The sequence below is a fragment of the Povalibacter uvarum genome, from assembly GCF_014202975.1.
Taxonomy (GTDB): domain Bacteria; phylum Pseudomonadota; class Gammaproteobacteria; order Steroidobacterales; family Steroidobacteraceae; genus Steroidobacter; species Steroidobacter uvarum.
The window spans coordinates 1-24,537 of the sequence record NZ_JACHHZ010000009.1 but is presented as its reverse complement, the minus strand read 5'-3'; the positions used below and the strand labels follow the sequence as shown (position 1 = coordinate 24,537).

20 protein-coding genes are annotated in these 24,537 nt (G+C 63.1%); 8 read left to right on the top strand and 12 right to left on the bottom strand.

All coding sequences use genetic code 11. The features are described 5' to 3' along the window. The 5 genes from HNQ60_RS27220 to HNQ60_RS27200 form a co-directional block, all read right to left on the bottom strand. A partial coding sequence (locus HNQ60_RS27220) for a thiolase family protein (RefSeq protein WP_407676473.1) occupies positions 1–493 on the bottom strand: 493 nt, incomplete at its 3' end. Positions 494–632: 139 nt separating this feature from the next. Beyond that, positions 633–2,714, bottom strand: a complete 2,082-nt coding sequence (locus HNQ60_RS27215) for a 3-hydroxyacyl-CoA dehydrogenase NAD-binding domain-containing protein (protein ID WP_184335973.1) — start codon at positions 2,712–2,714, stop codon at positions 633–635. Between the two features lie 223 nt (positions 2,715–2,937). After that, positions 2,938–3,348, bottom strand: coding sequence for a TfoX/Sxy family protein (locus tag HNQ60_RS27210; protein ID WP_184335972.1), 411 nt, complete (start codon positions 3,346–3,348; stop codon positions 2,938–2,940). Between the two features lie 37 nt (positions 3,349–3,385). After that, the gene (locus HNQ60_RS27205; protein WP_184335971.1) at positions 3,386–4,570 is read right to left on the bottom strand and encodes a CmpA/NrtA family ABC transporter substrate-binding protein; all 1,185 of its coding nucleotides are present in this window, start codon (positions 4,568–4,570) and stop codon (positions 3,386–3,388) included. Further along, positions 4,567–5,172 carry an ANTAR domain-containing response regulator gene (locus tag HNQ60_RS27200; RefSeq protein WP_184335970.1) on the bottom strand — a complete coding sequence of 202 codons (606 nt, stop codon included), beginning with the start codon at positions 5,170–5,172 and terminating at the stop codon, positions 4,567–4,569. Before HNQ60_RS27200 ends, HNQ60_RS27205 begins: the two co-directional genes overlap by 4 nt. Positions 5,173–5,644: 472 nt before the next feature. Between HNQ60_RS27200 and HNQ60_RS27195 the strand changes: the two genes are divergently transcribed. From HNQ60_RS27195 to HNQ60_RS27180, 4 genes are all read left to right on the top strand, one after another. After that, positions 5,645–7,054: a CmpA/NrtA family ABC transporter substrate-binding protein gene (locus HNQ60_RS27195; RefSeq protein ID WP_184335969.1), complete on the top strand. Its 1,410-nt coding sequence runs from the start codon at positions 5,645–5,647 to the stop codon at positions 7,052–7,054. 31 nt (positions 7,055–7,085) lie between these two features. Next, positions 7,086–8,207 (top strand): ABC transporter permease, encoded by a 1,122-nt coding sequence (locus HNQ60_RS27190; RefSeq protein WP_221304486.1) that lies wholly within the window; start codon positions 7,086–7,088, stop codon positions 8,205–8,207. Positions 8,208–8,328: 121 nt separating this feature from the next. Beyond that, entirely contained in the window at positions 8,329–10,011 is a 1,683-nt protein-coding gene (locus tag HNQ60_RS27185) for an ABC transporter ATP-binding protein (RefSeq protein WP_184335968.1), read from the top strand. A 133-nt stretch (positions 10,012–10,144) separates the two neighbouring features. Continuing rightward, the gene (locus HNQ60_RS27180; protein WP_184335967.1) at positions 10,145–11,365 is read left to right on the top strand and encodes a hypothetical protein; all 1,221 of its coding nucleotides are present in this window, start codon (positions 10,145–10,147) and stop codon (positions 11,363–11,365) included. Between the two features lie 47 nt (positions 11,366–11,412). Here the strand turns inward: HNQ60_RS27180 and HNQ60_RS27175 are convergent, their stop codons facing one another. Further along, a complete protein-coding gene (locus HNQ60_RS27175) occupies positions 11,413–12,921 on the bottom strand; it encodes a tetratricopeptide repeat protein (protein WP_184335966.1) in 1,509 nt (502 codons plus the stop codon). A gap of 160 nt (positions 12,922–13,081) precedes the next feature. Here HNQ60_RS27175 and HNQ60_RS27170 point away from each other — a divergent pair, with 160 nt between their 5' ends. Further along, positions 13,082–13,570, top strand: coding sequence for a cupin domain-containing protein (locus tag HNQ60_RS27170; RefSeq protein WP_184335965.1), 489 nt, complete (start codon positions 13,082–13,084; stop codon positions 13,568–13,570). A 210-nt stretch (positions 13,571–13,780) separates the two neighbouring features. Here HNQ60_RS27170 and HNQ60_RS27165 read toward each other — a convergent pair whose 3' ends face one another. From HNQ60_RS27165 to HNQ60_RS27150, 4 genes are all read right to left on the bottom strand, one after another. Next, a complete protein-coding gene (locus tag HNQ60_RS27165; RefSeq protein WP_184335974.1) occupies positions 13,781–14,599 on the bottom strand; it encodes an SDR family oxidoreductase in 819 nt (272 codons plus the stop codon). Positions 14,600–14,814: 215 nt separating this feature from the next. Further along, a complete protein-coding gene (locus HNQ60_RS27160) occupies positions 14,815–15,690 on the bottom strand; it encodes a hypothetical protein (protein ID WP_184335964.1) in 876 nt (291 codons plus the stop codon). A gap of 393 nt (positions 15,691–16,083) precedes the next feature. Continuing rightward, positions 16,084–17,169: an NAD-dependent epimerase/dehydratase family protein gene (locus HNQ60_RS27155; protein ID WP_184335963.1), complete on the bottom strand. Its 1,086-nt coding sequence runs from the start codon at positions 17,167–17,169 to the stop codon at positions 16,084–16,086. A gap of 225 nt (positions 17,170–17,394) precedes the next feature. Continuing rightward, positions 17,395–19,482: a S9 family peptidase gene (locus HNQ60_RS27150; RefSeq protein WP_184335962.1), complete on the bottom strand. Its 2,088-nt coding sequence runs from the start codon at positions 19,480–19,482 to the stop codon at positions 17,395–17,397. Positions 19,483–19,790: 308 nt separating this feature from the next. On the opposite strand from HNQ60_RS27150, the gene HNQ60_RS27145 reads away from it, so the two are divergent. After that, positions 19,791–20,630 (top strand): alpha/beta fold hydrolase, encoded by an 840-nt coding sequence (locus tag HNQ60_RS27145; protein ID WP_184335961.1) that lies wholly within the window; start codon positions 19,791–19,793, stop codon positions 20,628–20,630. A gap of 199 nt (positions 20,631–20,829) precedes the next feature. Here the strand turns inward: HNQ60_RS27145 and HNQ60_RS27140 are convergent, their stop codons facing one another. Both HNQ60_RS27140 and HNQ60_RS27135 read right to left on the bottom strand, forming a co-directional pair. Next, positions 20,830–21,246 (bottom strand): hypothetical protein, encoded by a 417-nt coding sequence (locus HNQ60_RS27140; RefSeq protein ID WP_184335960.1) that lies wholly within the window; start codon positions 21,244–21,246, stop codon positions 20,830–20,832. An 88-nt stretch (positions 21,247–21,334) separates the two neighbouring features. Continuing rightward, positions 21,335–22,681 (bottom strand): aminotransferase class V-fold PLP-dependent enzyme, encoded by a 1,347-nt coding sequence (locus HNQ60_RS27135; RefSeq protein WP_184335959.1) that lies wholly within the window; start codon positions 22,679–22,681, stop codon positions 21,335–21,337. A gap of 86 nt (positions 22,682–22,767) precedes the next feature. Here HNQ60_RS27135 and ilvA point away from each other — a divergent pair, with 86 nt between their 5' ends. Then, positions 22,768–24,294 carry a threonine ammonia-lyase, biosynthetic gene (gene ilvA / locus HNQ60_RS27130; protein WP_184335958.1) on the top strand — a complete coding sequence of 509 codons (1,527 nt, stop codon included), beginning with the start codon at positions 22,768–22,770 and terminating at the stop codon, positions 24,292–24,294. Positions 24,295–24,323: 29 nt separating this feature from the next. Further along, positions 24,324–24,446: a hypothetical protein gene (locus HNQ60_RS27995; RefSeq protein ID WP_281382841.1), complete on the top strand. Its 123-nt coding sequence runs from the start codon at positions 24,324–24,326 to the stop codon at positions 24,444–24,446. Positions 24,447–24,537: the final 91 nt, after the last annotated feature.

Genomic DNA, 24,537 nt, shown 5'->3' with positions numbered 1-24,537 from the left:
CGCGGCTGACGCCGTAACGCTCGGCAACGATCTCGGCGGTTTCGATCATCGTCATGTAGATCTGCGGGACGTTCTTCACGAGCCACGGGTCCGCCGCGCGGAAGCGATTCATCTTGTCGTTCTGCACGAGCGAGATGGAGTCGACGCCGCCGCCGATTGCGACCTGCATGCCATCAGTGATGATCTGCTTTGCCGCTGTCGCAATCGCCATCAGGCCCGACGAGCACTGACGGTCGATGGACTGACCTGGCACCGTGACCGGCAGTCCAGCGCGCAGCAACGCCTGTCGTGCAACGTTGCCGCCGGTGCTGCCCTGCTGCAGCGCGCAGCCGATGACCACATCTTCGATTTCAGCCGGCGCTACGCCCGCGCGCTTCACCGCTTCAGCGATGGCGTGCCCGGCAAGTTCCTGGCCCTGGGTGTTGTTGAACGCGCCGCGATAGGCCTTGCCGATCGGCGTGCGGGCTGTCGAGACGATTACTGCTTCGCGCATTTTGAATCCTCGGGAGAGAAAAGCGATTTCACACGGAGCTCACGGAGGACACGGAGTAAGAATGCAAAGATGCCCGCAAGCCGTCGGCTTCTCGAACTCCGTGCGCTCCGTGTGAAACTCCGGCTCCGGTTCTGGTTCCTTACTTCATGTCCTGGAAACGCTTGCCTTCGGCGGCCATCTTTTCCAGCAGCGGCGAGATCGTGAAGTCCTTGCCCATCTTCGGGCCGTACTCCTTGAGCTTCGCCACGACTGTCTTCAGGCCCACGGTATCGGCATAGAACATCGGGCCGCCGCGATAGACGGGCCAGCCGTAGCCGTTGATCCAGACGATATCGATGTCGGAAGGACGGATTGCAATCCCTTCTTCCAGGATCTTGGCGCCTTCGTTGATCTGGGCGAAAACGCAGCGCTCGAGGATCTCTTCATCGGAGATCTTCCGCTGCTGGTTGCCGGACTTCGTCGCGAAATCACGGATGATCTGTTCCGTGACGGGCGACGGCTTCGGATTGCGGTTCTCGTCGTAGTCGTAGAAGCCCTTGCCGGTCTTCTGACCGCGGCGATCCTGCTCGCACAGCACTTCGCGGATCGTTGAGCTCGAGGACTTCTCCTTGATCCAGCCGAGATCGAGGCCCGCGAGGTCGGACATCGCGAACGGACCCATCGGCAGGCCGAAGTCGTAGATGACGCGATCGATGTCCCAGGGCATTGCGCCTTCCATCAGCATCGCATTCGCCTGAACGCTGCGGGCGTAGAGGATGCGGTTGCCGACGAAACCAGGGCAGACGCCCACGAGCGCGGCGATCTTGCCGATCTTCTTCGCGAGCTGCATCGACGTGGCGATGACCGGCTTCGAAGTGTGCTTCGCACGGACAACTTCGAGCAGGCGCATCACATTCGCCGGCGAGAAGAAGTGCAGGCCGATTACCGCTTCAGGGCGCTTCACCGCGGTCGCAATCTGATTGATGTCGAGAGCGGATGTATTCGTGGCGAGGATGGCGCCCTGCTTCACGATCTGGTCGAGCTTGCCGAAGACTTCCTGCTTCACGTCGAGGTTCTCGAAGATCGCCTCGATGACGAGATCGCAGTCGGCGAGATCTTCGAGCTTCAGCGACGGCGTCAGCAGCGACATGCGCTGATCGACGTCGGCCATCGTGAGCTTGCCGCTCTTCGTGCTGCGCTCGTAGTTGCCGCGAATCGTCTTGAAGCCGCGATCGAGCGCTTCCTGCTTGGTCTCGACGATCGTGACGGGAATGCCGACGTTGGCGAAGTTCATGGAGATGCCTCCCCCCATCGTGCCCGCGCCGATGACACCGACTTTCTTGACCGGCAGGGTCGGCGTGTCTTCCGGCACATCCGGAATCTTCCACACCTGGCGCTCGGCGAAGAACACGTAGCGCTGCGCCGCCGATTGCGTGCCGTTCATCAGTTCCATGAACAGCTTGCGCTCGGTCTTGATGCCTTCGTCGAACGGCTGGTTCACCGCGGCTTCGATGCAGCGGATGTTGTATTCGGGAGCGAGGAAGCCGCGGAATTTGCGGGCGTTGGCTTTGCGGAACTCGGAGAAGATCTCGGGCTTCGCGCGCGCCGCGGCGACCTTGTCGTTCAGGTCGCGAACCTTCTTCAGCGGGCGATTTTCCGCGAGTACCTTCTTCGCGAAGGCAATGGCGCTGGCGCGCAGTTCGCCTTCCGGAACGATCTCGTCGACGAGGCCGACGGACTGGGCCCACTTGGCCGGAACGTGCTTGCCGGACGTAACCATGTCCAGTGCGGCTTCGGGGCCGACGATGCGCGGCAGGCGCTGAGTGCCGCCAGCTCCGGGCAGCAAGCCCAGGTGAACTTCAGGCAGGCCGCACTTCGCCGACGGAACGGCAACGCGGTAGTGACAGCAGAGGGCGACTTCGAGACCGCCGCCGAGCGCGGTGCCATGAATGGCGGCGACGACAGGCTTGGTGGAGTTTTCGATCGAATCTTCGACTTCGAAGAGACTCGGACCCTGAGGCGGCTTGCCGAACTCGGTGATGTCGGCGCCGGCGATGAACGTCTTGCCTTCGCAGATCAGCACCACGGCTTTGACGGCCGCGTTGTCGACGGCCTGCTTCATTCCCTCCGTGATGCCGGCGCGGACGGCTTGCGACAGCGCGTTCACGGGCGGGGAATTGATCGAGAGGATGGCAATGTCGCCTTCGACGGCGAGATTGGCCACAGCGTTGATTGCCCCCATCAGTGCGTCTCCCTTGGATGACGAAGTAAAAAGTGCTCCGCCGCGGGTCGGTTCGTTCCTGCCTGCCTGGCAAAAATTCAAACGATCGGTATGCGCGGCGGGGGCGGCATTATAGGCGCAGATTCGGAACTGAATACTGCAGCGCAAAGATTCCGCATAGCGGTGCTATCGGCGCCCGGATCGCAGGATTGTCGGACAGTAGAACGGCTGAAACGCCGTTCAATCAGCGCTTTTTGCGACCCGCAACGGCTTTCGCGCGCTTCGCCCGTGTCGCAGGCTTCTTCGCCGCGCGCCGCTGTTTTGCTGCAGCCGCAGATGCCGCGACCGCGAACGACTTGCGAGCCCAGGGCCGCAGCAGGTCGACATCTTCGAGCACATCCGCGGGCAGCTCGAAGTAGCTCATCGAATAAGTCGGATCGTCAGCGAAGGGACGGAAGGCTTTGCAGCCTCGCGCGACGTAGTCATCACGATTGCTGTCGTCGACTTTGAAATACACCGTGTCGTCATCGATCAGCGCGAAAAAGAACTCGTCGGCGTAGAGACCCACGCCACCGAACATGCGGCGCGAGCTGATTCGCGCAATCGGAGTCAGCTGCTCGATGACGTACTGGAGAAAGTCGGAGGAGACGCTCATCGCCGCATGATGCCCCCAAAGCAGGAGGGCCGCGACTTCAGAGCGCCTGTTGCAGATAGCTCTCGAACTGATCCGGATCGAAGGCACGATCGTCGAAAAAGCCATCCGGCGCGCCAGGCGCGCCTTCGACTTTCATATCGAGCGAAGGCGCGGTGATGTTGAGCGGTGCGAGCGCCGATCGATAGAGATCGGGGCGATAGGTTTCGCGAACGGCTGCCAGGCTGGCGGCGGAGTGTTCGATCTGCTTCCAGCGAACCATCTGCGAATAGAACCAGAGCGCGTGGCTGGCCCAGGGGAATGTCGCGGTCTGTCGTGACGGAAGGTAGAAGTCCGGGACAGCACGCGGTTCGCCGCCCGGCGCGAGCGGCAACTTGCCTGAAAGGCCGCGCAGAAGAATGTGCGCAGGTGCTCCGACATATCGCTGCTCGGACAGCAGTCGCGCGAGCTCTTCGTGATTCTCCGCGCGCTGACACCATTGGCCTGCGCGAAAAATGGCGCGTACGAGTGCAGCCGTTCGCTCAGGAAAGCGATGCGTCCACTCCCGTCGCAACCCCAGTACCTTCTCGGGACTGAGTCGCCAGATCGCTGTCGTCGCCACCAGAATGCAACCGACGCCGACGGCAACCGCAAGGCTGTTCCAGGGTTCGCCGACGCAGAAGCCATCGACCTGGCCTTCGCGTAACGCATCGACGAGAAGCGGCGGAGGCAGGACGATCAGCCGCACGTCACGATCCGGATCGATGCCGCAAGCGGCGAGCCAGTAGCGCAGCTCGTAGTTGTGACAGGAGAACGGATACACCATCGCGAACGTGAGCGGCGGCTTGCCCGTGCGTTCTCGCTCGTTCACGACCTGTCGTAGTGCCCGGCCTTGCACCTGAGGCGAAGCGCCTTCCTGGGCGCCGGCTGCCTGCATCGTCTCCCACAGCGGGAGCGATACCGTGATTGCATTGCCGCCGAGACCCAGCGACATGGGCGCGGCCATCGCTACCTGCAGATGGCCGATGCCGAGCGTGGAAGCAACGGCCATCGGGCCGAGCATGTGGGCGGCATCGAAGTGCCCGACGACAAGGCGATCGCGAATGTTCGCCCACGAAGTTTCGCGCACGAGCGTGAGATCGATGCCTTCGTCCAGCGCGAAGCCTTTCTCCGCGGCGGCGACGAGCGGCGCGCAGTCGAGCAGCGGGATGAAGCCAGCGACGACGACGCCCGATGCGGAGTTCATTTCAGTAGCCTTGCTGCGGTCACGACGCTTTGCGCCACTTCGGAGATGCGCCGGTTCTCGTTCATCGCGGCCTTGCGCAGCAGCGCGTAAGCCGCTTCCTCGCTCATGCCTTTGCTCGACATCAGGATGCCTTTCGCCCGATCCACGAGTTTGCGTTCGTCGAGCGCGGCGCGGGCGCGATCGAGCTCCTCACGCAGCTTGCTGAACGCGTTGAAGCGGCTGACGGCCATGTCGAGGACCGCCTTCACGCGCTCCTTCCTGAGGCCATCGACGACATAGGCCCCGACGCCGGCGTCGACGGCCGCTTCGATCATGTCGGTTTCCGATCGATCGACGAACATCGCGATCGGCCGATGAACGCTGCGCGAAACCTGGAACATCTGCTCCAGCACGTCGCGGTTGGGATTCTCGAGATCGATGAAGATGACATCCGGATCGAGATCCACGATGCGGCGCATCAGGTTCTTCATCTCGCGCAGGATCGTCACCCGCGAATAGCCGGCTTCGCGCAGCCCTTCCTCCAGGATGGAAGCACGCATCACGTTCTGATCGACGATCAGAATGTGGAGGGCGGTTTCGGCTGTGGGCTTTTCATCCGGCATCGATGATTGAGGGGTGCAAGGGGTATGCCAGGGGAGCCGCGAGCCGCGAGCCATGAGCGATGAGCCAGAGGTCGCACCAGGACTGCACGATCATCGTGCGTGCGTCCGGGCCAATGCTCCGTCGCAGCCCAGAAACGACTGACGATGAGTCGGCTCACCTGCCCGCGCTCAGGGATTCTCCGCGCGATCACTTCGTCATTCCCGCGTCCGCGGGAATCCATCCGGATCAACGAGATGGATTGAAACCGGCGCTTGCCGTCAGAACGGATCGATGAGGCTTTCGAAGCACGTGGCACACCAGTTGCAACTCTGAGCGCAACGGAGCTGCGTTCTCACTCGAGCGCAGCTCCAACGAACAACGAGCAGGCCCAGCATCGGGCTTGCTGGGCAACGCCGCCGACTTCATTGCGCATACGCACGCGCTTCGAGGTCGGTGGCGTTTTTTTTTGGCTTCGGGAAAGGGAGCGCATTCATGGGCGTGAAGGGTGTGGCGATCTGGCTGAAGGCACTGCGTGCAGCGGGCTTCGCAATGACGATGGCGATCGGCGCAGTGACTGTCGGCCTGGAGGCGCACGCCACCGGCCTGAAGCTCGAGAAGGAACAGCTCAAGCTGGGCTTCATCAAGCTCACGGACATGGCTCCGCTTGCGATCGCCTACGAGAAGGGCTTCTTCGAAGACGAAGGCCTCTACGTCACGCTCGAGCCGCAGGCGAACTGGAAAGTGATCCTCGATCGCGTCATCACGGGCGAACTCGACGGCGCCCACATGCTGGCAGGTCAGCCGATCGGTGCAACGATCGGCTTCGGCACCAAGGCCGATGTCGTCACTGCATTCAGCATGGATCTCAACGGGAACGCGACCACGGTGTCGAACGAGGTGTGGGCGCTCATGAAGCCACATCTGCTCACGGATGCGCAGGGAAAGCCCGTTCATCCGATCAGAGCCGATGCGCTGAAGCCGGTCGTCGAGAAATTCCGGGCGGACGGCAAGGCGTTCAAGATGGCGATGGTTTTTCCCGTGTCGACGCACAACTACGAGTTGCGGTATTGGCTCGCCGCGGGCGGTCTGCACCCGGGCTTCTACTCACCGAGTGATGTGAGCGGTCAGATCCGCGCCGACGTCCTGCTGTCGGTTACGCCGCCACCGCAGATGCCAGCGACTCTCGAGGCCGGAACGATCAACGGCTACTGCGTCGGCGAGCCCTGGAATCAGCAGGCGATCTTCAAGGGTGTCGGCGTTCCGGTGGTCACGGATATCGAGATCTGGAAGAACAATCCCGAGAAGGTATTTGGTGTCACGAGCGCTTGGGCACAGAAGAATCCCAACACCCATCTGGCGGTAGTCAAGGCACTCATTCGAGCGGGCATGTGGCTCGATGCGAACAATGGCGCGAATCGCAAGGAAGCGGCGCAGATCCTCTCGCGCTCCGAATACGTTGGCGCTGACTACCGGGTGATTGCCAACAGCATGACCGGGACATTCGAATACGGCCGCGGCGACAAGCGTGCCCTACCCGACTTCAACGTCTTCTTCCGCTACAACGCCACGTACCCCTTCTACAGCGATGCGGTCTGGTATCTCACGCAGATGCGTCGCTGGGGCCAGATCGCGGAAGCCAAGCCCGATCATTGGTACCGGGACACCGCCAGCAAGGTGTACCGCCCCGATGTCTATCTCAGGGCCGCGAAGCTGCTCGTCGATGAAGGCAAGGCGCGGAAAGAAGATTTTCCCTGGGAAACCGACGGCTATCGCCCGCCGACAAAGGACTTCATCGATGGAATGGAGTTCGACGGCCGCGCACCGAATGCGTACCTCGAGAAGTTCGCCATCGGCCTGAAAGGGCAGCAGAAGGTCGAAGGCGGAAACGTGACTGGCAAGTGACGGGCACCACGCAGCGATACGGGAACGAACCATGAGTGCAAAACGGGCGACGATGGCTAAGGAAGCTGTGAACCAATCGACGGCGACGCCGGCGGCACTACCGCCGGCCGCGAATGCCGAACGTGTGCGACAACCGATCAGGCTCGATCGCGTGTTCGGTGCCCTGGAGGTCATCGGCCTGGGATTCGTCGCCCCGATCGTGAGAATGGTCCGCGGCGAGGATACTCGCGCACAGGCAAAGGAGCTCTGGCAGTCGCTCGGCATTCCGCTGCTGGCGGTCGCGGTGTTCCTGTTCGCGTGGAGCCAGTTGTCGTCGCGGATCGAAACCAGCCTCGGCACGATTCCCGGACCGGTTGCGGTCTGGCAGCAGAGCGGCGCGCTGTGGGAAGACCACAAAGCAGAGCGCGCCAAGGCGGACGCGTTCTACGAGCGGCAAGCGAAGCGCAGCGCCGAGAAGCGGGCCGAAGACCCGAACGCGGAGATCGTGGTCCGGAAGTACACCGGCAAGCCGACTTACATCGATCAGATATTCACGAGTCTGCGGACGGTCTTCATGGGTTTCGTGCTCGCGACCGTGGTGGCTGTGCCAGTGGGAATCCTTTGCGGGCTGTCGACGACGATCAACTCCGCGTTGAACCCTCTGATCCAGGTGTTCAAGCCCGTCTCGCCGCTCGCGTGGCTGCCGCTGGTGACGATGGTCGTCAGCGCGCTGTACGTCTCGACGGATCCGATGTTCGAGAAGTCGTTCCTCGTTTCGGCCATCACGGTCACGCTGTGCTCGCTCTGGCCCACGATCATCAATACGGCCGTCGGCGTTGCGTCGATCGACAAGGATCTGCTGAACGTCGCCAAGGTGCTGCGGCTGCCCTGGCAGACAAAGCTCTTCAAGCTCGTGATGCCCTCGTCGTTGCCACTCATCTTCACGGGCATGCGCCTGTCACTCGGTGTTGGCTGGATGGTGCTGATTGCTTCCGAGATGCTCGCGCAGAATCCGGGCCTCGGAAAATTCGTCTGGGATGAGTTCCAGAACGGGAGCTCCGATTCGCTCGCGCGGCTGATGGTCGCGGTGCTGACGATCGGGATCATCGGATTCATTCTCGATCGGGTGATGCTGACAGCGCAGAGCGCATTCTCGTTCGGAGCGCGACGATGAGCGTGCGAGAGAGGCCGCTGGCGACTGACCAGAGTCGGACACAAGAGGAGACGAGGCCTGCACAAGGTGCTCTGGCCAGTTGCCAGCAGCCAGTCGCCAGCAGCCAACCTGGAGTCGTCCCATGCCCTTCCTCGAACTGAAGAACGTTTCAAAAAGCTACGGTCGCTCATCGGGCGGCTCAGGGGGGCAGCACACGGAAGTGCTGAGCGGCGTGAATCTGCAGATCGAAGAAGGCGAGTTCGTCGCAATCGTCGGCTTCTCCGGCAGCGGCAAGACGACGCTCATCTCGACGATTGCCGGTCTCACTCGTCCCGACAGCGGTGAGATTCTGCTGAAGGGAAAGCCGGTGACGGAGGCCGGCCCCGATCGCGGCGTGGTGTTCCAGAGTTACTCGCTAATGCCGTGGCTCTCCGTGTTCGGCAATGTTGCGCTGGCGGTCGACGCTGTCTTTCCGCGGCTTGCGGCTCAGGAGCGTCGCGAGAAGACACTCGAGTACATCGGCATGGTGGGCTTGTCGCACGCGGTCGACCGCAAGCCCGCGGAGCTCTCGGGCGGAATGCGCCAGCGTGTCGCGGTTGCGAGGGCGCTTGCGATGAGTCCGGAAATCCTCCTGCTCGATGAGCCGCTGTCCGCGCTCGATGCGCTGACCCGGTCGCGATTGCAGGACGAGATCGAGTCGATCTGGCGGCAGCAGCGCAAGACCGTGATCCTCGTGACCAACGACGTCGATGAGGCGCTCCTGCTCGCCGATCGCATCATTCCGCTGCTGCCGGGTCCTCGCGCCACGCTCGGACGCGAGTTCAAGGTGAACTTCGCGCGGCCACGCGATCGGACGACGATCAACCACAGCGAGGACTATCAGCATCTGCGAGCGCAGATCACGCAGTATCTCCTCGACATCGGGGCGAGCCAGGCTGCGCAGGTGCAGGACGGTGTCCCGCTTCCTGAAGTGGTTCCCATCACTGCGTCCAAGGCCGCACGCAGCGCAGTGACGGCGCGACCAGCGGAGAACGCGGACAAGTTCGTCGAGTTCTACGAGGTCAGCAAGGTCTACCCGACGCCCAAGGGACCCTTGACCGTCGTCGATCGATTCAATCTCGACATCCGCAAGGGCGAGTTCATTTCGCTGATCGGTCATTCCGGTTGCGGCAAGTCCACCGTACTCTCGATGATCGCGGGGCTCAACGATCTCTCCAGCGGCGGGATCGTGCTGGATGGGAAAGAAGTCATCTCCGCAGGACCCGATCGGGGCGTGGTGTTTCAGGCGCCGAGCTTGCTGCCGTGGCTGACGGCCCGTGAGAACGTCGCGCTTGGTGTGGAGCAGGTCTATCCGCACGTCGGCGCATCCGAGCGTCGCGATATCGTCGACTACTACCTGGCGCGAGTCGGTCTCGCTGACGCGTTGGACAAGAAGGCCAGCGAGCTTTCGAATGGCATGAAGCAGCGAGTCGGTCTCGCACGGGCGTTTGCGCTGGCGCCGAAACTGCTGCTGCTCGACGAGCCCTTCGGCATGCTCGATGCGCTCACGCGCTGGGACCTGCAGGAAGTGCTGATGGACGTCTGGCGGCGCAATCGCGTTACGGCCATCTGCGTCACGCACGATGTAGATGAAGCCATCCTGCTCGCTGACCGCGTCGTCATGATGACCAACGGTCCGAACGCCCGCGTCGGGCGGATCATGCAGGTCGACCTGCCGCGTCCCCGCACGCGCAAGGCCCTGCTCGAGCATCCGAAGTACTACGAGTATCGCGAAGAGCTGCTGACGTTTCTGGCCGATTGCGACCGTGAACACAAGGTGGCCTGACCCCTGACTACCGACCTAGGGGATTCCCATAGAGATTGCGTGGTGGACACGGAGTAGTGTCACGCGCGCTCTGTGTGTCTCGCCGCATGATCGTCTTTCTTTCTGATCGTACTACTTGCTCTGGGAGGAGCCCATGCACAGATCCGGGTTGATCGTTACCGCGTTGATCCTGAGCACGACCGCGAACGCGACCGATTTCGGTCCCATTGGCGGGGCGATCGGCGAGACGAAGCCGATCATCGACACGCGCCTTCGCTACGAAGGCGTCGACCAGGAGCCGATGGCTGAGGATGCGGAAGCACTGACACTTCGCGCGCGGCTCGGGTTCGAGACTGGCAAGGCGTGGAATACGGCGCTGCTGGTTGAAGGAGAGTTCGTGTGGCCGCTGATCAGCGACTACAACAGCACGATCAATGGCAAGACACAGTACCCGGTCGTCGCGGATCCGGAGAGCTACGAGTTCAACCGGGTACAGCTGACGAATACCTCACTGTCGCAGACGACGATCACCTTCGGTCGGCAGCGCGTGACGCTGGACGATCAGCGATTCGTCGGCAACGTCGGCTGGCGACAGAACGAACAGACATTCGATGCGCTGCGGGTCGTCAACAAGTCGATCACGAACCTGACGCTCGACGCGACGTATTTCAACCAGGTGAATCGCGTCTTCGGCAAGGATTCGCCGCAAGGCCGCTACGAAGGTGACAGCTTCCTGGCCAACGCCGGTTATCAGTTCCCGATCGGCAAGCTGACGGCGTTCGGTTACTGGCTCGAATTCGATCCGATTCCCAATGTGGCTGCGGCGGTCCGTGATTCATCGGAGACGTACGGCCTGCGCTTCGCGGGTGAGCGCCCGCTCAACAAACTGAAGCTCGCCTATGCAGCCTCGTACGCGACGCAGCAGCAATACAGCGACAATCCGCTCAACTTCGACAACGATTACTACCTGCTGGAACTGACCGGCACGTATCGCCAGTTCTACGTCGGCCTCGGCGTCGAAGTGCTCGAGGGCAATGGCGTGAAGGGCTTCACGACGCCGCTGGCCACACTGCACAAGTTTCAGGGCTGGGCCGACAAGTTCCTGACGACACCGGTCGACGGCATCGACGATCGTTACGTCAATGCGGGATTCACCCTGAAGGGCGTCGGCCCGCTCGACACGCTCGGCGCCGCTGCGAGCTACCACACGTACGAAGCAGAACGCATCTCCCAGGACTATGGCTCGGAAATCGATCTGCAACTGCAGGCGAAGTGGAAGCGCTTCATCGGCACGCTGAAGTACGCGGACTACTCGGCGGATGGGCTTTTTACAGATACCGAGAAGTTCTGGGTGCAGGTGGAGTACGTCTGGTAGCCGTCATTCCCGGTGCGCGGGAATGACGATGCACAGGTTCGCAGAGGTCAGGTTCTCTTCTTCGCCGCGCACCCATAAACCTTCGGTTCCGTCGCGCAAACATCCGCCTGTCCGTGTTCCTGCCAGAACGGCAGCAGGCCTTCGGCGCCGACGATATCTTCGAAGCGTGCGTGCTGGCGCAGGAACGCGGTCTTGGGCAGCCAGAAGATGCGCAGGGGAACAGCCTCCTGCTGCTTGTGAAGCCGAAGCATCCGATTGAACACGAAATCGGACTGGCGCAGCGCAGCGCCGCAGACGAGTTCGGTCGAGGGATCGATCAGACCGTCGCTCGCGGCGCGGGTGATCGCCTGGAGTGCTTCCGACGTGCGCTGCTTGTTGCCCGCGGCCCTCAGCAACGGATCGATCCACGCGGCGGCGTTCTTCGTGTTGGTCGCACCCCGAAGTGTCTTCTGCGCGGAATCGACCTGTCCTTCGAGAATGGCTTCGAGTGCTTTGACCTGTGCAATCGCGATCGGCTCGCCTTGCGACTCGCTGGCCGCATTGGCGTCGCCGGTCGCGAGCCGCGCGTACACCAGACATTCGTTGGCGCCGATGCTCGCGGGCTGAAGCAGCGCCGCTCGTTCAGCGATCGGCAATGCGGCGCGAGCGTGGCCCACATCGATGAGCAGACAGGCGAGTCCTTCCAGTGCGGCCGAGGCATTCGCATCGACGGCGATCGCTGCGTTGAAGTACTCGAGTGCCGCGACCCATTCGCCGCGCCGAAGTCGAACCAGGCCCTGGGCGCTCTGCGCGTCGGTGAGAGCGGGGTCGAGTGCGAGTCCGCGTTCGGCAGCCGACTCCGCCAGTTTCGTGAGCGATGCTTCGTCCTCACCGCCGAGTCCGAGATACGCCACCGAGCGCAACGCCCACGCACGGGCAAACTTGGGATGACGCCGAGTCAACGTTTCGAGGCGATTGAGTGTGTCTGAGCTGTCGGCGGCAGGCGGCTGCGTGAAGCCGCGGCCCTGCGGTCCGAACAGTTCGTTCGCGCTGCGCAGGAAGGTCTCGTAGGCGGCGAGGTCCGCGGTGCCGATCAACTGGACCCAATCAGCCCCGGTCCGCGTGGCGCCGAGGAACTCCGGCAGCATCGTCGCGAGAGATTGAATCGTCGCGAGTGAGTTGTCGCCGACCTCGATGGTGCGTTCCTTGTCGACGACATTGTCCGGAGCGAGCAGTTTGACGCTCGCCGCTGTCTGCGGCGGACGCGGAAGCGTGACATGCAGAGTGAAAGTGGGGCGCGCGCCCGGCTCGATGGCCCCGACGCGCATCTGGCCGCGAATGAGGAGGTAGCGCAGTTCTCGTTCCAGCCACGAGGTATCGGCATCCGCTGCCTGATCGGTGCCTTCGGCCGGTGCCGCGCGATCGACAGTGACGCGCAACGGCCGCGATGCATGAAACTGATCGCGCACCGGCGGCGGCGCTGGTTCAGGGGCCTCTTCTGGCGTACATCCGCGCAGGCCGAGCCAGGCGGCGAACGCCGCTGCCAGCACGAGCCCGAGGATTCGCCAGTTGTTCATGGGCGCGAAGGGTGCCAAAGATCGTCGTCCGTGGACAGTTGGCCGTTTGCTGTCAGTACAGAGTTGACGGTAGCCCATGGACTGTCGACAGTCCGTCACCCGTCACCCGTCACCCGTCACCCGTCACCCGTCACCCGTCACCCGTCACCCGTCACCCGTCATGTCAGACCGACCCAACCTCTATCTCCTGCGTGCCGCGGATATCGCCGCACGGTCCCAGACCTTCTCGCATCCCTGGAATCCGGCCTCGGAGATGACGGGCTACCAGCTCGCGAAGTCGACGGGCCTGAAGCGGACCGGTGTGAATCTCGCCCGGATCCCACCCGGCAAGGAATCGTTCGTGTATCACGCCCACTGGCAGGAAGAGGAGTGGATCTACATCCTCTCCGGGCAGGCGATCGCCCGCATCGACGACACTGACTACGAGGTCGGTCCCGGCGATTTCATGGCGTTTCCGACGCCGGGCGTCGCGCATCACCTGCGCAACCCGTTTGATACCGAGCTGGTGTACCTGATGGGCGGTGAACACCGCGACGTCGACGTGGTCGACTTTCCCGATCATGGCAAACGCATGTTCCGCCATCCGAAGGGCGTGGAGATCGTCGACGCATCGGCGGTTCGGCCCTTTGGGCCGCTGGATCAGGAGTAGGAAAGTCTGAACCGGGTTGGCGGTGGATCCGACCTCCGTCGGACTCAATCGCCATGGCGATGCTTGATGGGTGAGACACACCGTCATTCCCGCGCACGCGGGAATCCACCTGACTGAAGGCATGGACTCCCGCTTGCGCGGGAGTGACGGAGGCGATGCTTCGCATGACGTCCGACTGAAGTCGACCCACAGTCAGAGGCCGGACCGCCTCTACGCTTTCGTCAGCTTCACGCTCAACTCCCGCAGCTGCTTCCGCGCTTCCGCATCGTAAGCCTGGGCATTCGCGCGCATCTCCGCCTTGCCGTTGAAGAACAGGCCGGACTTGCCATCGAGTTGCGGTGAGGTCGCGACGTATACGACTGCGTCGGCTCCTTCGTCGACCGTGCTGCGCGGTGCTACGCCGGCGCTGCGAACCATGGCCGTGTCCATGTAAGTGGCCGGATGCAGCGCATTGGCCGTCACGCCCTTGCCCTGGAGCTCTTCCGAGAGATCGACCGTGAACAGGATCTGCGCGAGCTTGCTCTGGCCATACGCACGACCGCCGTCGTAGTCGCGTTCGAGCATTACGTTGCTGAAGTCGACAGGTCGTTGTGCCAGCGAAGCCACATTGACGATTCGCGCCGGTGCACTCGACACCAGGACGGGCAGGAGCTGTCGGGTGAGCAGGAAGGTGGAGAGATAATTCACTGCGAAACGCAGCTCGTAGCCGTCAGGGCTCAGTTCGCGCTGCCGTCCACCCGACGGATCGGTCGAACCGATGCCGGCGTTGTTGATGAGCAGATGAATCTGTTTGTGGTCCTTCGCGACGGCCTCGGCGAAGCCACGAACGGCTGCCATCGACGAGAAGTCGGCGGCATAGAACATCGCGCCGCCGCCCTTCAGTGCATCGATTTCCTTCCTGAGCGCCTCGCCGCGTTCGCGATTGCGTCCGTGCACGATGATGTGGGCACCGGCGTTCGCGAGCTTCAGCGCGACAGCTTTGCCGAGACCGTCGGTCGACCCGGTGATGAGAGCGACTTTGCCTTTCATGGAGGGAATCGTCGGTTCGTCAGCCGTCAGTCCTCGTGACGGGAGCGCGAAGCTGCCGGCAAGGGCGGCGCCGCTGAGCAGGACGGTTCGGCGGGAGAGCGCGGGACGATGCGTCTTCATCGGGCACCTCGATGTGAGATGCCGAAGCCTAACGACAAGCGCCCGCGACGGGCAGCGCCTTGATGATTCTTGGCTGTGCCGTCAGCGCCGGGAAGCTAGCGCCACTGATTGCCGCCCTGGTCCTGCACCGTCGCCAGCTGGTCGCGACGCGAAAGGCCCTGGAACGTCGATCCGCGCACGAAGACCTTCGCCCGGCTGTCGGCTTCGAACGAGCTCGAGGCGCCTTCGATATAGCTGTTCGCGATGTGAACGGTGCCGTCGTGAACGATCACGCCGGTGCCCGATGCGACGATGTTGCTGTTCGTGATGTAGAGCTCGCAGCCGCCGCGAACAGTGATCGCATCGCCCTCGACATAGATGTTGCGGTTGTCGAAGTGCAGCATGCGCTGGCCTTCGCAGATGATCGGATCGACGGCACGCGGACCCTGGCGGGTGTTGCCGGATGTCGTGCCCGCGCCGGCGGAGACGACACTGATGCCCGGGCCGCTGATCTTCAGCTGACCATCGGTGCGTTCGATCGTGTAGTTTTTCGCTTCCGGCGATGCGGATGCGACGGGTTGCGGAGGAGGCGGTTCCGCCTGCTCCGGGGCGGCCGACGGAGCCTGCGCTACTTGTTCCGGTGAGGGCGGGGCGACCTCAGCGGCAGCGGGCGGGGCCGAAGCGACCGAGGGAGGCGCTGCTACTGCGGGCAGTTCCTTCGGCTTGACGATCTGAGACAGCGGGGCTGCAGCGATTTCCTGCAGCGAAACGGCGCTGACGTCACCTGTTTCCTTGTCGCGCACCGTGAAGACACCTGCCGCTTCGTCGGCTGCGACGATTTCAATCGTCGGATTGCGCTCGAGCGCCGCGCGTATCGACTTGACCTCCGCGTTCTCCTGCTTGGCGCAGCCCGATGCCGCCAGCACTGCGACCACTGCCGCGATCAGCAGTGATCCTTGCTTCCTTATGCTCGAACCGGCTCGCCGCGTCATGGCAATCCCCCGAAGTGGTGAAGCTGCCCTCAGGAAGGCGCAACTTCGATGGACCTATTAAACGCGAAAAACGCACCGCGGTCGAAGCAAGATCCGCGCGCGACGGTCAGGACAAAAACCTACACAAGGGATCTGCGGGAAATGAAGGTGACTCCGTCACTCCCGCGTCGCGAGATGATTATGTCGTCTCATCAGCATGGCGGCGGTGCGCGCGGGTTGCGTTGTGGGTCCGGCTTTAACCGGACGTCATGCCGAAGGCACATGGATTCCCGCGTTCGCGGGAATGACAGCCGTCATGCGAAGCATCGCCTCCGGCGATGACGTCCGACTGAAGTCGGACCCACGCCAGCAGCGACGGCGGATGGTTTCCAGTCACCATCCGCTATCCGCTATCTACTTCTTCTGATGCCAGAGCTTCAGCAACTCCGCTTCCCGTTCAGCCGTCAGGCCGGCGCGAAGCTTCTGTTGCTGTTCGGCGGGACGCTTGTTCTGCCATGCCAGCGTATCTGCGACCGTGGTGTCGAGATCACGGAAACGAAGGCCTTTGGCGACCGCGCGTGCTGAGCTCACGAGCGCAGCGCCAGCGTACTCGCCCGTGGTCGGTGCCCAGATCGGCAGCTCATTGCCCTCGGTGAGTTTCTGCGCTTCGACGAAGGGCACGTCGACCCAGGTGTAGCGCGTGTTGGCTTTCGTGATGCGCTTCGCTGTATCGAGCACATCGACCATCGTGACCGCGCCCGGCGGATTGCATGCGTTGAACTGTCCCGGAATCCGCTGCTCGACGCAGAGTCGCACGAAGTCCGCGAGGTCCCGCACGTCGATGAACTGGACGGGGTCGCTCGGCGTTCCCGGCACGAGCATTTCGCCGCCGCGCGATGCACGCAGTGGCCAGTAGGTGAACCGATCCGTCGTGTCTCCGGGGCCGACGATGTAAGTCGGCCGCACGATCGAACAGGCGTTGCCGTAAGTCTTCTCCACCGTCTGCTCGCACACCGCTTTGAGTGCGCCGTAGTTCGCCGAGATGTCCTCGCTGTTCGGGTCCTTCAGCTCGGCGAGCTTGTAGTCCTCGTCGATGCCCGGCGGCGTCAGGTCGGCGTAAGCGGAGATGCTGGAAATGAACAGGTAGTACTGCGTGTGACCTTTCAGCAGGTCGGCCGTCAGTTTCACGTCCTTCGGCAGGTAACCGGAGTTGTCGATGACGACATCCCAGTCGCGATTCTTCAGCGCATCCACTTGCCCGTGGCGATCGCCCAGCAGCTGCTCGACATCCGGAAACAGCCCGGGATTGCGCTTGCCGCGATTGAACAGCGTGAGCTTGTGACCAGCGGAGCGCAGCGAGTCGACGAAGTGCGGACCGATGAATCCGGTACCGCCGAGGATCAGCACGCGCAGCGGCTTCGACTGAGCGAACACGTTACCGCTGATCATGCTTGCGGCCACTGTGGCTGCGGTCATCTTCAATGCGTCACGTCGGTTCATGAGATGGGTTCCCCGTGATAGAGAGTCGCAGAGTAGCCGCAATCACTGCACAGCGTCACAGCGTCGAAGACGAGGGGAGTGCGCGATGCGGCGAAGCGATAGAGTAGTCGGTGTGGCCTTCTAACTGTGGGTGCGGCTTCAGCCGGACGTTATCGCCGCAGCCGATGCTTCGCATGACGTCCGACTGAAGTCGGACCCACAGCCGGAACCGGATCCCGAGTGCCTCTACTGCGCCGCCGGCGCGATCGCCTCACCCGGACCCGGCTTGTTGTACTGCTCGAGCCACTTGCGGTTCGTCTCGTACCAGAACAGTGAGTTCTGCGGCTTCAGCACCCAGTGATTCTCATCCGGGAAGTACACGAGCTTGCTCGGCACGCCCTTGTTCTGCAGCGTATTGAACAGCTCGAACGAGTGGTTCACGTTCACCCGCAGGTCGAGCTGGCCGTGAATGATCAGCGTCGGTGTGTTGAAGTTCGCCGCGAACATGTGCGGCGAGTTGCGGTTCGTGCGCTCGAAGTCTTCCCAGTACTCGCCATAGCGCTGCTTGTTCGCGCCGAAATCCGTCGCCGAATGCGTGTAGAGGTTGTAGACACTGGCGTGCGCGACGAGCGTCTTGAACGGATGCGGTTTGCCCAGCAGCAGCGTGGCGAGATAACCGCCGTAGCTGCCGCCGCCCGCGGACAGACGATTCGCGTCGATCCAGGGTTGTGCGGTGAACCATTCGGCGGCCTTGATCGTGTCCTGATACGGCAGCTCGGCCCATTCCTTCGTGATCGAGTCCGTCCAGGCCTGGCCGAAGCCGCTCGAGCCGTGGAAGTTGTGCCACGCGGTGACGTAGCCCCAGTTCGCGAAGACCTGCGCGTTCCAGCGCCACTGCACTGCGTCGGTCATGCCGTTGTGCGGTCCGCCATGAAGCAGCAGATGCAGCGGCCATTTGCGATCCGGCGTGAAGTTGGGCGGATAGACCACCCACATCTGCACGTCATCGCCGTTCGCGCCCTTGTAGGTGACGCTTTCGACCTTGCCCTGCGTGAGGTTCGCAAGCGCAGCGTCGTTGAAGTCCGAGAGCTTCGTCGCCGCGCCGGTGCGCGCGATGATGCTGACGAGTGTCGGCGGTTCGATGAAGCTTTCGCGCAGACCGATGATGACCGGGCCGCTCCCCGCGACAGCGAGGGCACCGAAGCTGCTGCGATTCGTCACGGCGCGGGGCTCGCCGCCATTCGTATCGAAGCGATAGACGCGGCGCGTGCCCGCATCGTCGATCGCGCCGAAGAGCGCCCCCGAGTCGGGCGACCACACTAAGCCATCGGCGGAGCGATCCCAGTTCTCCGCGAGATTGCGGGTCGTGCTGCCGCGGCGATCGTGGATCATCAGGCGTGCGCGGTCCGCGTAGAACCCCTTGATGAGCTGACGGCGGAAGGCGAGGTGCTTGCCGTCCGGGCTGTAGAGCGGGTTGCTGTCGTTGGCGGGATTGTCGGTCGTGATGTTGCGGGCTTCGCCGCCGTCGATCGGCATCACGAAGATGTCGAAGTTCGGATCGATGCCGCTCGGGTCGAGATTCGCCGCGAACGCGATTTCCAGACCGTCGGGCGACAGGTCGTAGGAGCCGCGATCCGGTGCGCCCGTGTCGAGCCAGCGTCCCGAACCGAGCGTGATCGCTTTCGGGTCGCCGCCGTCGATGCCGATCGAATACACATGCGGCTGGCGGTCTTCCTGGAAGTGATCGAAGTAGGAGAAGGGCGCCTTGTCCCAGACCTTCGCGGTCATCTTCGATTCGGAGCGCTCCTTCATGCGGGCCGCCGCTTCCGGCCACGTCTTCAGCTCCGGCCAGACCGAAGTAATGAACGCGATGCGTCGCGAATCCGGAAACCACTTCGGCGCGCTCGCGCCGGTCGGGACGTTCGTGACGCGGCGCGCTTCACCGCCATCCACTGCGATGACATAGATCTGCGCTTCCTTGTCTTCGCCGCGCTTGGACACGAAAGCGATCAGTTCGCCGTCCGGGCTCCAGGCCGGCGAGTTGTCGTTCGACTGGCCGCCGGTCAGTTGCCGGGGTTTTCCGGACTTGGTGGGCACCAGCCACAGATCGCTGTCGCCCTGGTTTTTCTCGATGTCATAAGTCGTGACGGGAACGACCGCGAGCCGCCCGTCCGGAGAGATCGCCGGATCGGCAAGCCGCTTCAGCTTCCACATGGCCTCGGCCGTGTACGGCTGCGCGGCAGCCAGCCCCGAAAAACCGAGAAAGGCGCAGAAAATCAGGGCGAAATACGGTTTTCCCTTAATACGGCGCGATGTCGGAACTGTGATGCTCATCAGGAACCTCTGCGGCTGTGGACCGTCCGAAGGGCAGTGTAGCGAAGGTGACGTAAGTTGCCTGCCCGGCCATGAATCGCGGTGCAGTTCGAACCTGAGACCTGCATCCATTTCTGGCTGACGGCAGCGTCGTAAAATTTGTGTCACATGAGCGCTCGCGTTGGCGCGGGAGATGTGCGGCTCTCGACGAGACGGAATACCGCAAAGCTGTCAGGACGACGCATCGACGCTCTCAACGCCAGCTGTTGCCGCTGCCTCACTGTCGAGGCGCCGGCGAACTTGTTGTACCAATCGAGGGCTTCCTCAAAGTGATCCAAGCCAAAAATCGTAATCGCCTGCCGCTGCCGCAGCCTGCCACGGTGCATATCCGTCGTTCCTACGCCGAGTCGCGTTTCGGTCAGATCCATGTCTGGACCGCGTACCCGTCCGGCGGCGGCTTCGATGAGCGTACGCCGCTGCTGTGCCTGCATCACGCGGGCGGTTCGGGCCGCTTCTTCGCGCCGATGCTGCGTGAGCTCGGCACCGATCGCAGCGTCTACGCCGTCGATCTTCCGGGTCACGGCACATCCGATGCGCCGTCGGCCAAGTCTTCGCTGGCTGACCTGACGAGCGCCGTGGGTGATTTCCTCGACAGCCTGCGCCTGCGCACGGTCGATGTGTTCGGCTATCAGCTCGGCGCCGTCGTGTCGGCTGAACTGGCCATCGCACGCGCTCAGCAAGTGCGTCGCCTGATGCTGTGGGGCGTTCCGGGTTATGCCGCGCAGGATCGCGTAGCTGTGCTCGCCCAGCCGATGCGTGAAGACGGCAGCGACGTGATCGAAGACTGGCGCCGCGCCCTCGAGAATCGCGGCCCGGGCACTTCGGTGGCGGCTGTCGCCGACGACTTCAGCGATCGCCTGCGTGCGGGATCCGTGGGTGCACGTGCTGCCGCTGCGGTCGCCGACTATCCGGCCAGCGAGCGTCTGCCGCTCGTGCGCCAGCAGTCGCTCGTGATGCGCCTGAAGGACGAGTTCTGGGACCACGCTCCGCGTGCCCGCGCTTCACTGTCGAATTCGTCGATGCTCGATCTGTCGGAATACGGGCAGGGGTTCATCAGTGCGGCACCGCAGAGGTTTGCGGCGGTGGCGAGAGAGTTTCTTGATCGATGATCGAGGAGCCAGCTAGCCACTAGCCGGCTAGCCATTAGCCAGACAGGGAAACTCCCCGCTCGGGGAGTTTTTCTTTTTGGGCTTTCGCCCAGATGCTTCGCATGACGTCCGGCTGAAGCCGGACCCACAACCAGATCCGCTCGTCGGTCTTTGTTCTGGCTAGCCTGCTAGCCGGCTAGTAGCTAGCTGGCCCTCTTCCTCACATCCCTCTCTCCCAGCTCCACGAACACGCCAGCCCCGCAATCAGGCAAGTCGTTGCCCACCGACTCGACAACAGCAGCGTCGTCCCGATGCCGATCTGGCGCGCACGCGCGACACTGATCACAGCGGGAATCGCCAGTGCGATGCACGTGGTGCCGCCGAACATCAGGCCACGCTGCCACCATGAAACATCCACCAGTGCGGCGAGTCCCCAGCTCATCCAGAACAGCCAGCCGAGTGCGATGCCCGCGACGAGGTGGAGCAGGATGTCCGGCACGTCGAGTTGCCGGCTGCCGATGTTCGCGGCCCGGATGCGCGGCTGGATCATCTCGGCGATCGACCACAGAACGGCGTGGGCCAGCAGGCTTACGAGTCCGCTCAGGGCACCGGTCAGAAGCAGATACGAACGTTCCATCAGGAGAAGTAGATAGCGGATAGCGGATGGCGGATGGGAGGAGGCCGGAATCCGGGCGGCAGTGCGTTCTTTCTATTCACCGGGCTGACTACCGCAGCGGTGGCAGATGCGACAAGCCCTGCATCATCCGCTCGATTTCGTCGTGAGTGTTGAAGATGCCGAGCGACAGTCGCATCGCGTCGTTCGTGGCGGGCCACTCGACCGCGGCGATATGCACGCGATTGATCTGGGCGAGTGCTGAGACGACGCCCGTGGCAACGCGACCGGGCATACGGAAGGTGAGAATGCCTGCCCACAATCCCGGGGCGCCGGACGTCACCAGCTCGATGCCCGGAAGCTGCTGCAGCCGCATGCGCGTATAGAGCACCAGCTCGCGGATGCGGGCCTCGATTCGCGCACGCGTCACCTGTGACTGAAAGTCGAGCGCAGCTTCGCTGCCTCTGAGCGCCGGCCACAGCTGCGGAACGACGTTACCGAATTTGTGCAGCGCTGCCGGCACGCCGTCGTTACCGAGACTGCGCGTCGGTGTCGCGATCGGCGGCGATGCATCGATTCCACGCGGCTCGGACGCCCATATCCGGTCCAGCACTTCGCGACGGATGTAGAGCATGCCGCTGCCGTGCGAGCCGGCGAGCCATTTGTGAAAGCCCGCGGCGTAGAAGTCGCATGCCAGATCCGAGATCTGGAAGCTCAGCATCCCGAAGGCCTGTGCGCCGTTGACAACCGACAGGACATTACGCTGGCGCGCGAGGTGGCACAGCTCGCGCACCGGCATCACCGTGCCGTCGGCGTATTGCACCTGACTGATCGCGATGACGCGGGTCTTGTCCGTGAATCCCGCAGCGATCACGTCAAAGATCGCCGAGGAACTTGCGGGCGACGCCGGCAACACGACCTGCTTGACGATGATTCCACGTCGTCGCGCGAGAGTGAGCCATGGACTCAGCGCAGCGGGGTGCTCCTGAGTGGTCGTCAGAATCTCATCGCCGGGTGCCAGATCGAGTCCGGATGCGACGAGGCTCAGCGCTTCGCCGGTCCCGCGGGTGAAGACGATCTCATCGAGGGTGCAGCCCGCGAAGGCGGCGAATCGTCCGGCCAGCCGCGTCGACTCGATGCCCCAGCGATCGCTGTTGGCGAAGTTCGGCAGCTCGTTGCTCTGGATTTCCCGCGAGCGGTATTCGGAAGCCATCGAAAGACGCAGCGTGGGTCCCACGCTCGCCGTATTCATCCAGGCTTCGCGGGCATCAGCGACGGGCTGGACCCGGACCCACTGCCACAGTTCGCGCGACGATGTCGGCAGGTCGAGCGGTTGAGCCGCCGCGGTGCTGGCTAAGCCGGTCGTTCCGAGCGCAGCGGCACCCAGGGCGCCGGTGACGGTGGTGGCGAGGAGTTCGCGGCGGGTCAGTCTTGCAGGGTTGTCCGGGTGATCGTGCATCGCGAGGGCAATTCAAGGGTGAGGAGCTGGCGGACATTATTGCTCACTTCCTGCTACCGTATCTGCACTGGCCGCCGCTCATTCCTATGTCCAACGATTATCTCGAACGCATCCTCAAAGCGAGGGTGTATGACGTCGCTACCGAATCGCCGCTAGAAGCCGCACCGCGGCTGAGCCGTCGTATCGGCAATACCGTGCTGTTCAAGCGCGAGGACCTGCAGCCGGTCTTCTCGTTCAAGATTCGCGGCGCCTACAACAAGATTGCCCATCTTTCGCAGACAGCCGCCCAGCGCGGCGTCATCTGTGCATCCGCCGGCAATCACGCCCAGGGCGTCGCCCTCGCGGCGAGCCGCCGGGGTATTCCGTCGACGATCGTGATGCCGATCATCACGCCGCAGATCAAGGTCCAGGCCGTGATCGGCTTCGGCGGCAACGCCGTCCTGCACGGCGACGATTTCGACCAGGCATATGAACACGCCCTGCATCTGGCCCGCGAAGGACAGCTGTCCTTCATTCATCCTTTCGACGATCCGGACGTGATCGCCGGCCAGGGTACGATCGGCGTGGAGATCCTGCGGCAGCGCTCCGCCGACCAGATCGACGCGATCTTCGTGCCTGTCGGCGGCGGTGGGCTGATCTCCGGGATCGGCGCGTACGTAAAGCAGCTCTTCCCGAAGATCCGCGTGATCGGCGTCGAGCCGGAAGATGCGGATGCGATGTACCAGTCGCTCCAGGCGCGCAAGCGAATCACGCTCGATCGCGTAGGCAATTTCGCGGACGGCGTGGCAGTGCGGCGTGTCGGCGAAGAGCCGTTCAGGCTCTGCCAGCAATACGTCGATGAAGTCGTCGTGGTGACGAACGACGAGATCTGCGCCGCCATCCAGGACATCTTCGAAGACAACCGCGCGATCGTCGAACCGGCGGGTGCGCTCGCGGTTGCGGGCATCAAGAAGTTCGTCGCGCGGGACAATTGCCGGGACCGTTCCTTCGTCGCGATCAACAGCGGCGCCAACATGAACTTCGACCGCCTGCGCCACGTCGTCGAGCGCGGCGACATCGGCAGCATGCGCGAAGCGACGATCGCGGTAGAGATTCCCGAGCAGAAGGGCAGCTTCCTGAAGTTCTGCGAGGCGCTCGGCCGCCGCAGCGTCACGGAGTTCAACTACCGCTACAACGAGAACGGCGCCGCGCACATCTTCGTCGGTCTCGGGCTGACGGAAGGCCGCAAGGAAAAGGAAGCGGTCCTGCAGGTGCTCAGGCAGAGCGGGTATCCCGTGATCGATCTCAGCGACAACGAGATGGCCAAGCTCCACGTGCGCTACATGGTCGGCGGCCATCCCGGCAATCTCGCGGACGAGCGCCTGTTCCGGTTCGAGTTTCCGGAGCGCCCGGGCGCACTGCTGAAGTTCCTGCACGCCATCGGCACGCGCTGGAATATCTCGCTCTTTCACTACCGCAATCACGGATCGGACTACGGGCGCGTGCTGGCCGGAGTCCAGGTGCCGCCTGGCGAGAGCGTCGATCTGGACCTGCACCTGCGGGAGCTGAAGTACGTCTATACGGAAGAGACGGAGAACGAGGCGTACGCGCTGTTCCTGGGAGGGAAGGGGTAGGAGAGGCGACGAGCGATGAGCGGCGAGCGATGAGCCGCAGCTGGATCGCGCATCCCGCGTGGGTCCGACTTCAGTCGGACGTAATCGCCGAAGGCGATGCTTCGCATGACGTCATTCCCGCGAACGCGGGAATCCATCTGCCTGCGGCATGACGTCCGGCTAAGGTGGTCTCAACGGGTCGATGCAACATCATCCACTAGACCGGAGGTGTGAGATGTTGCGTAAGAGACTATCAGCTGAAGA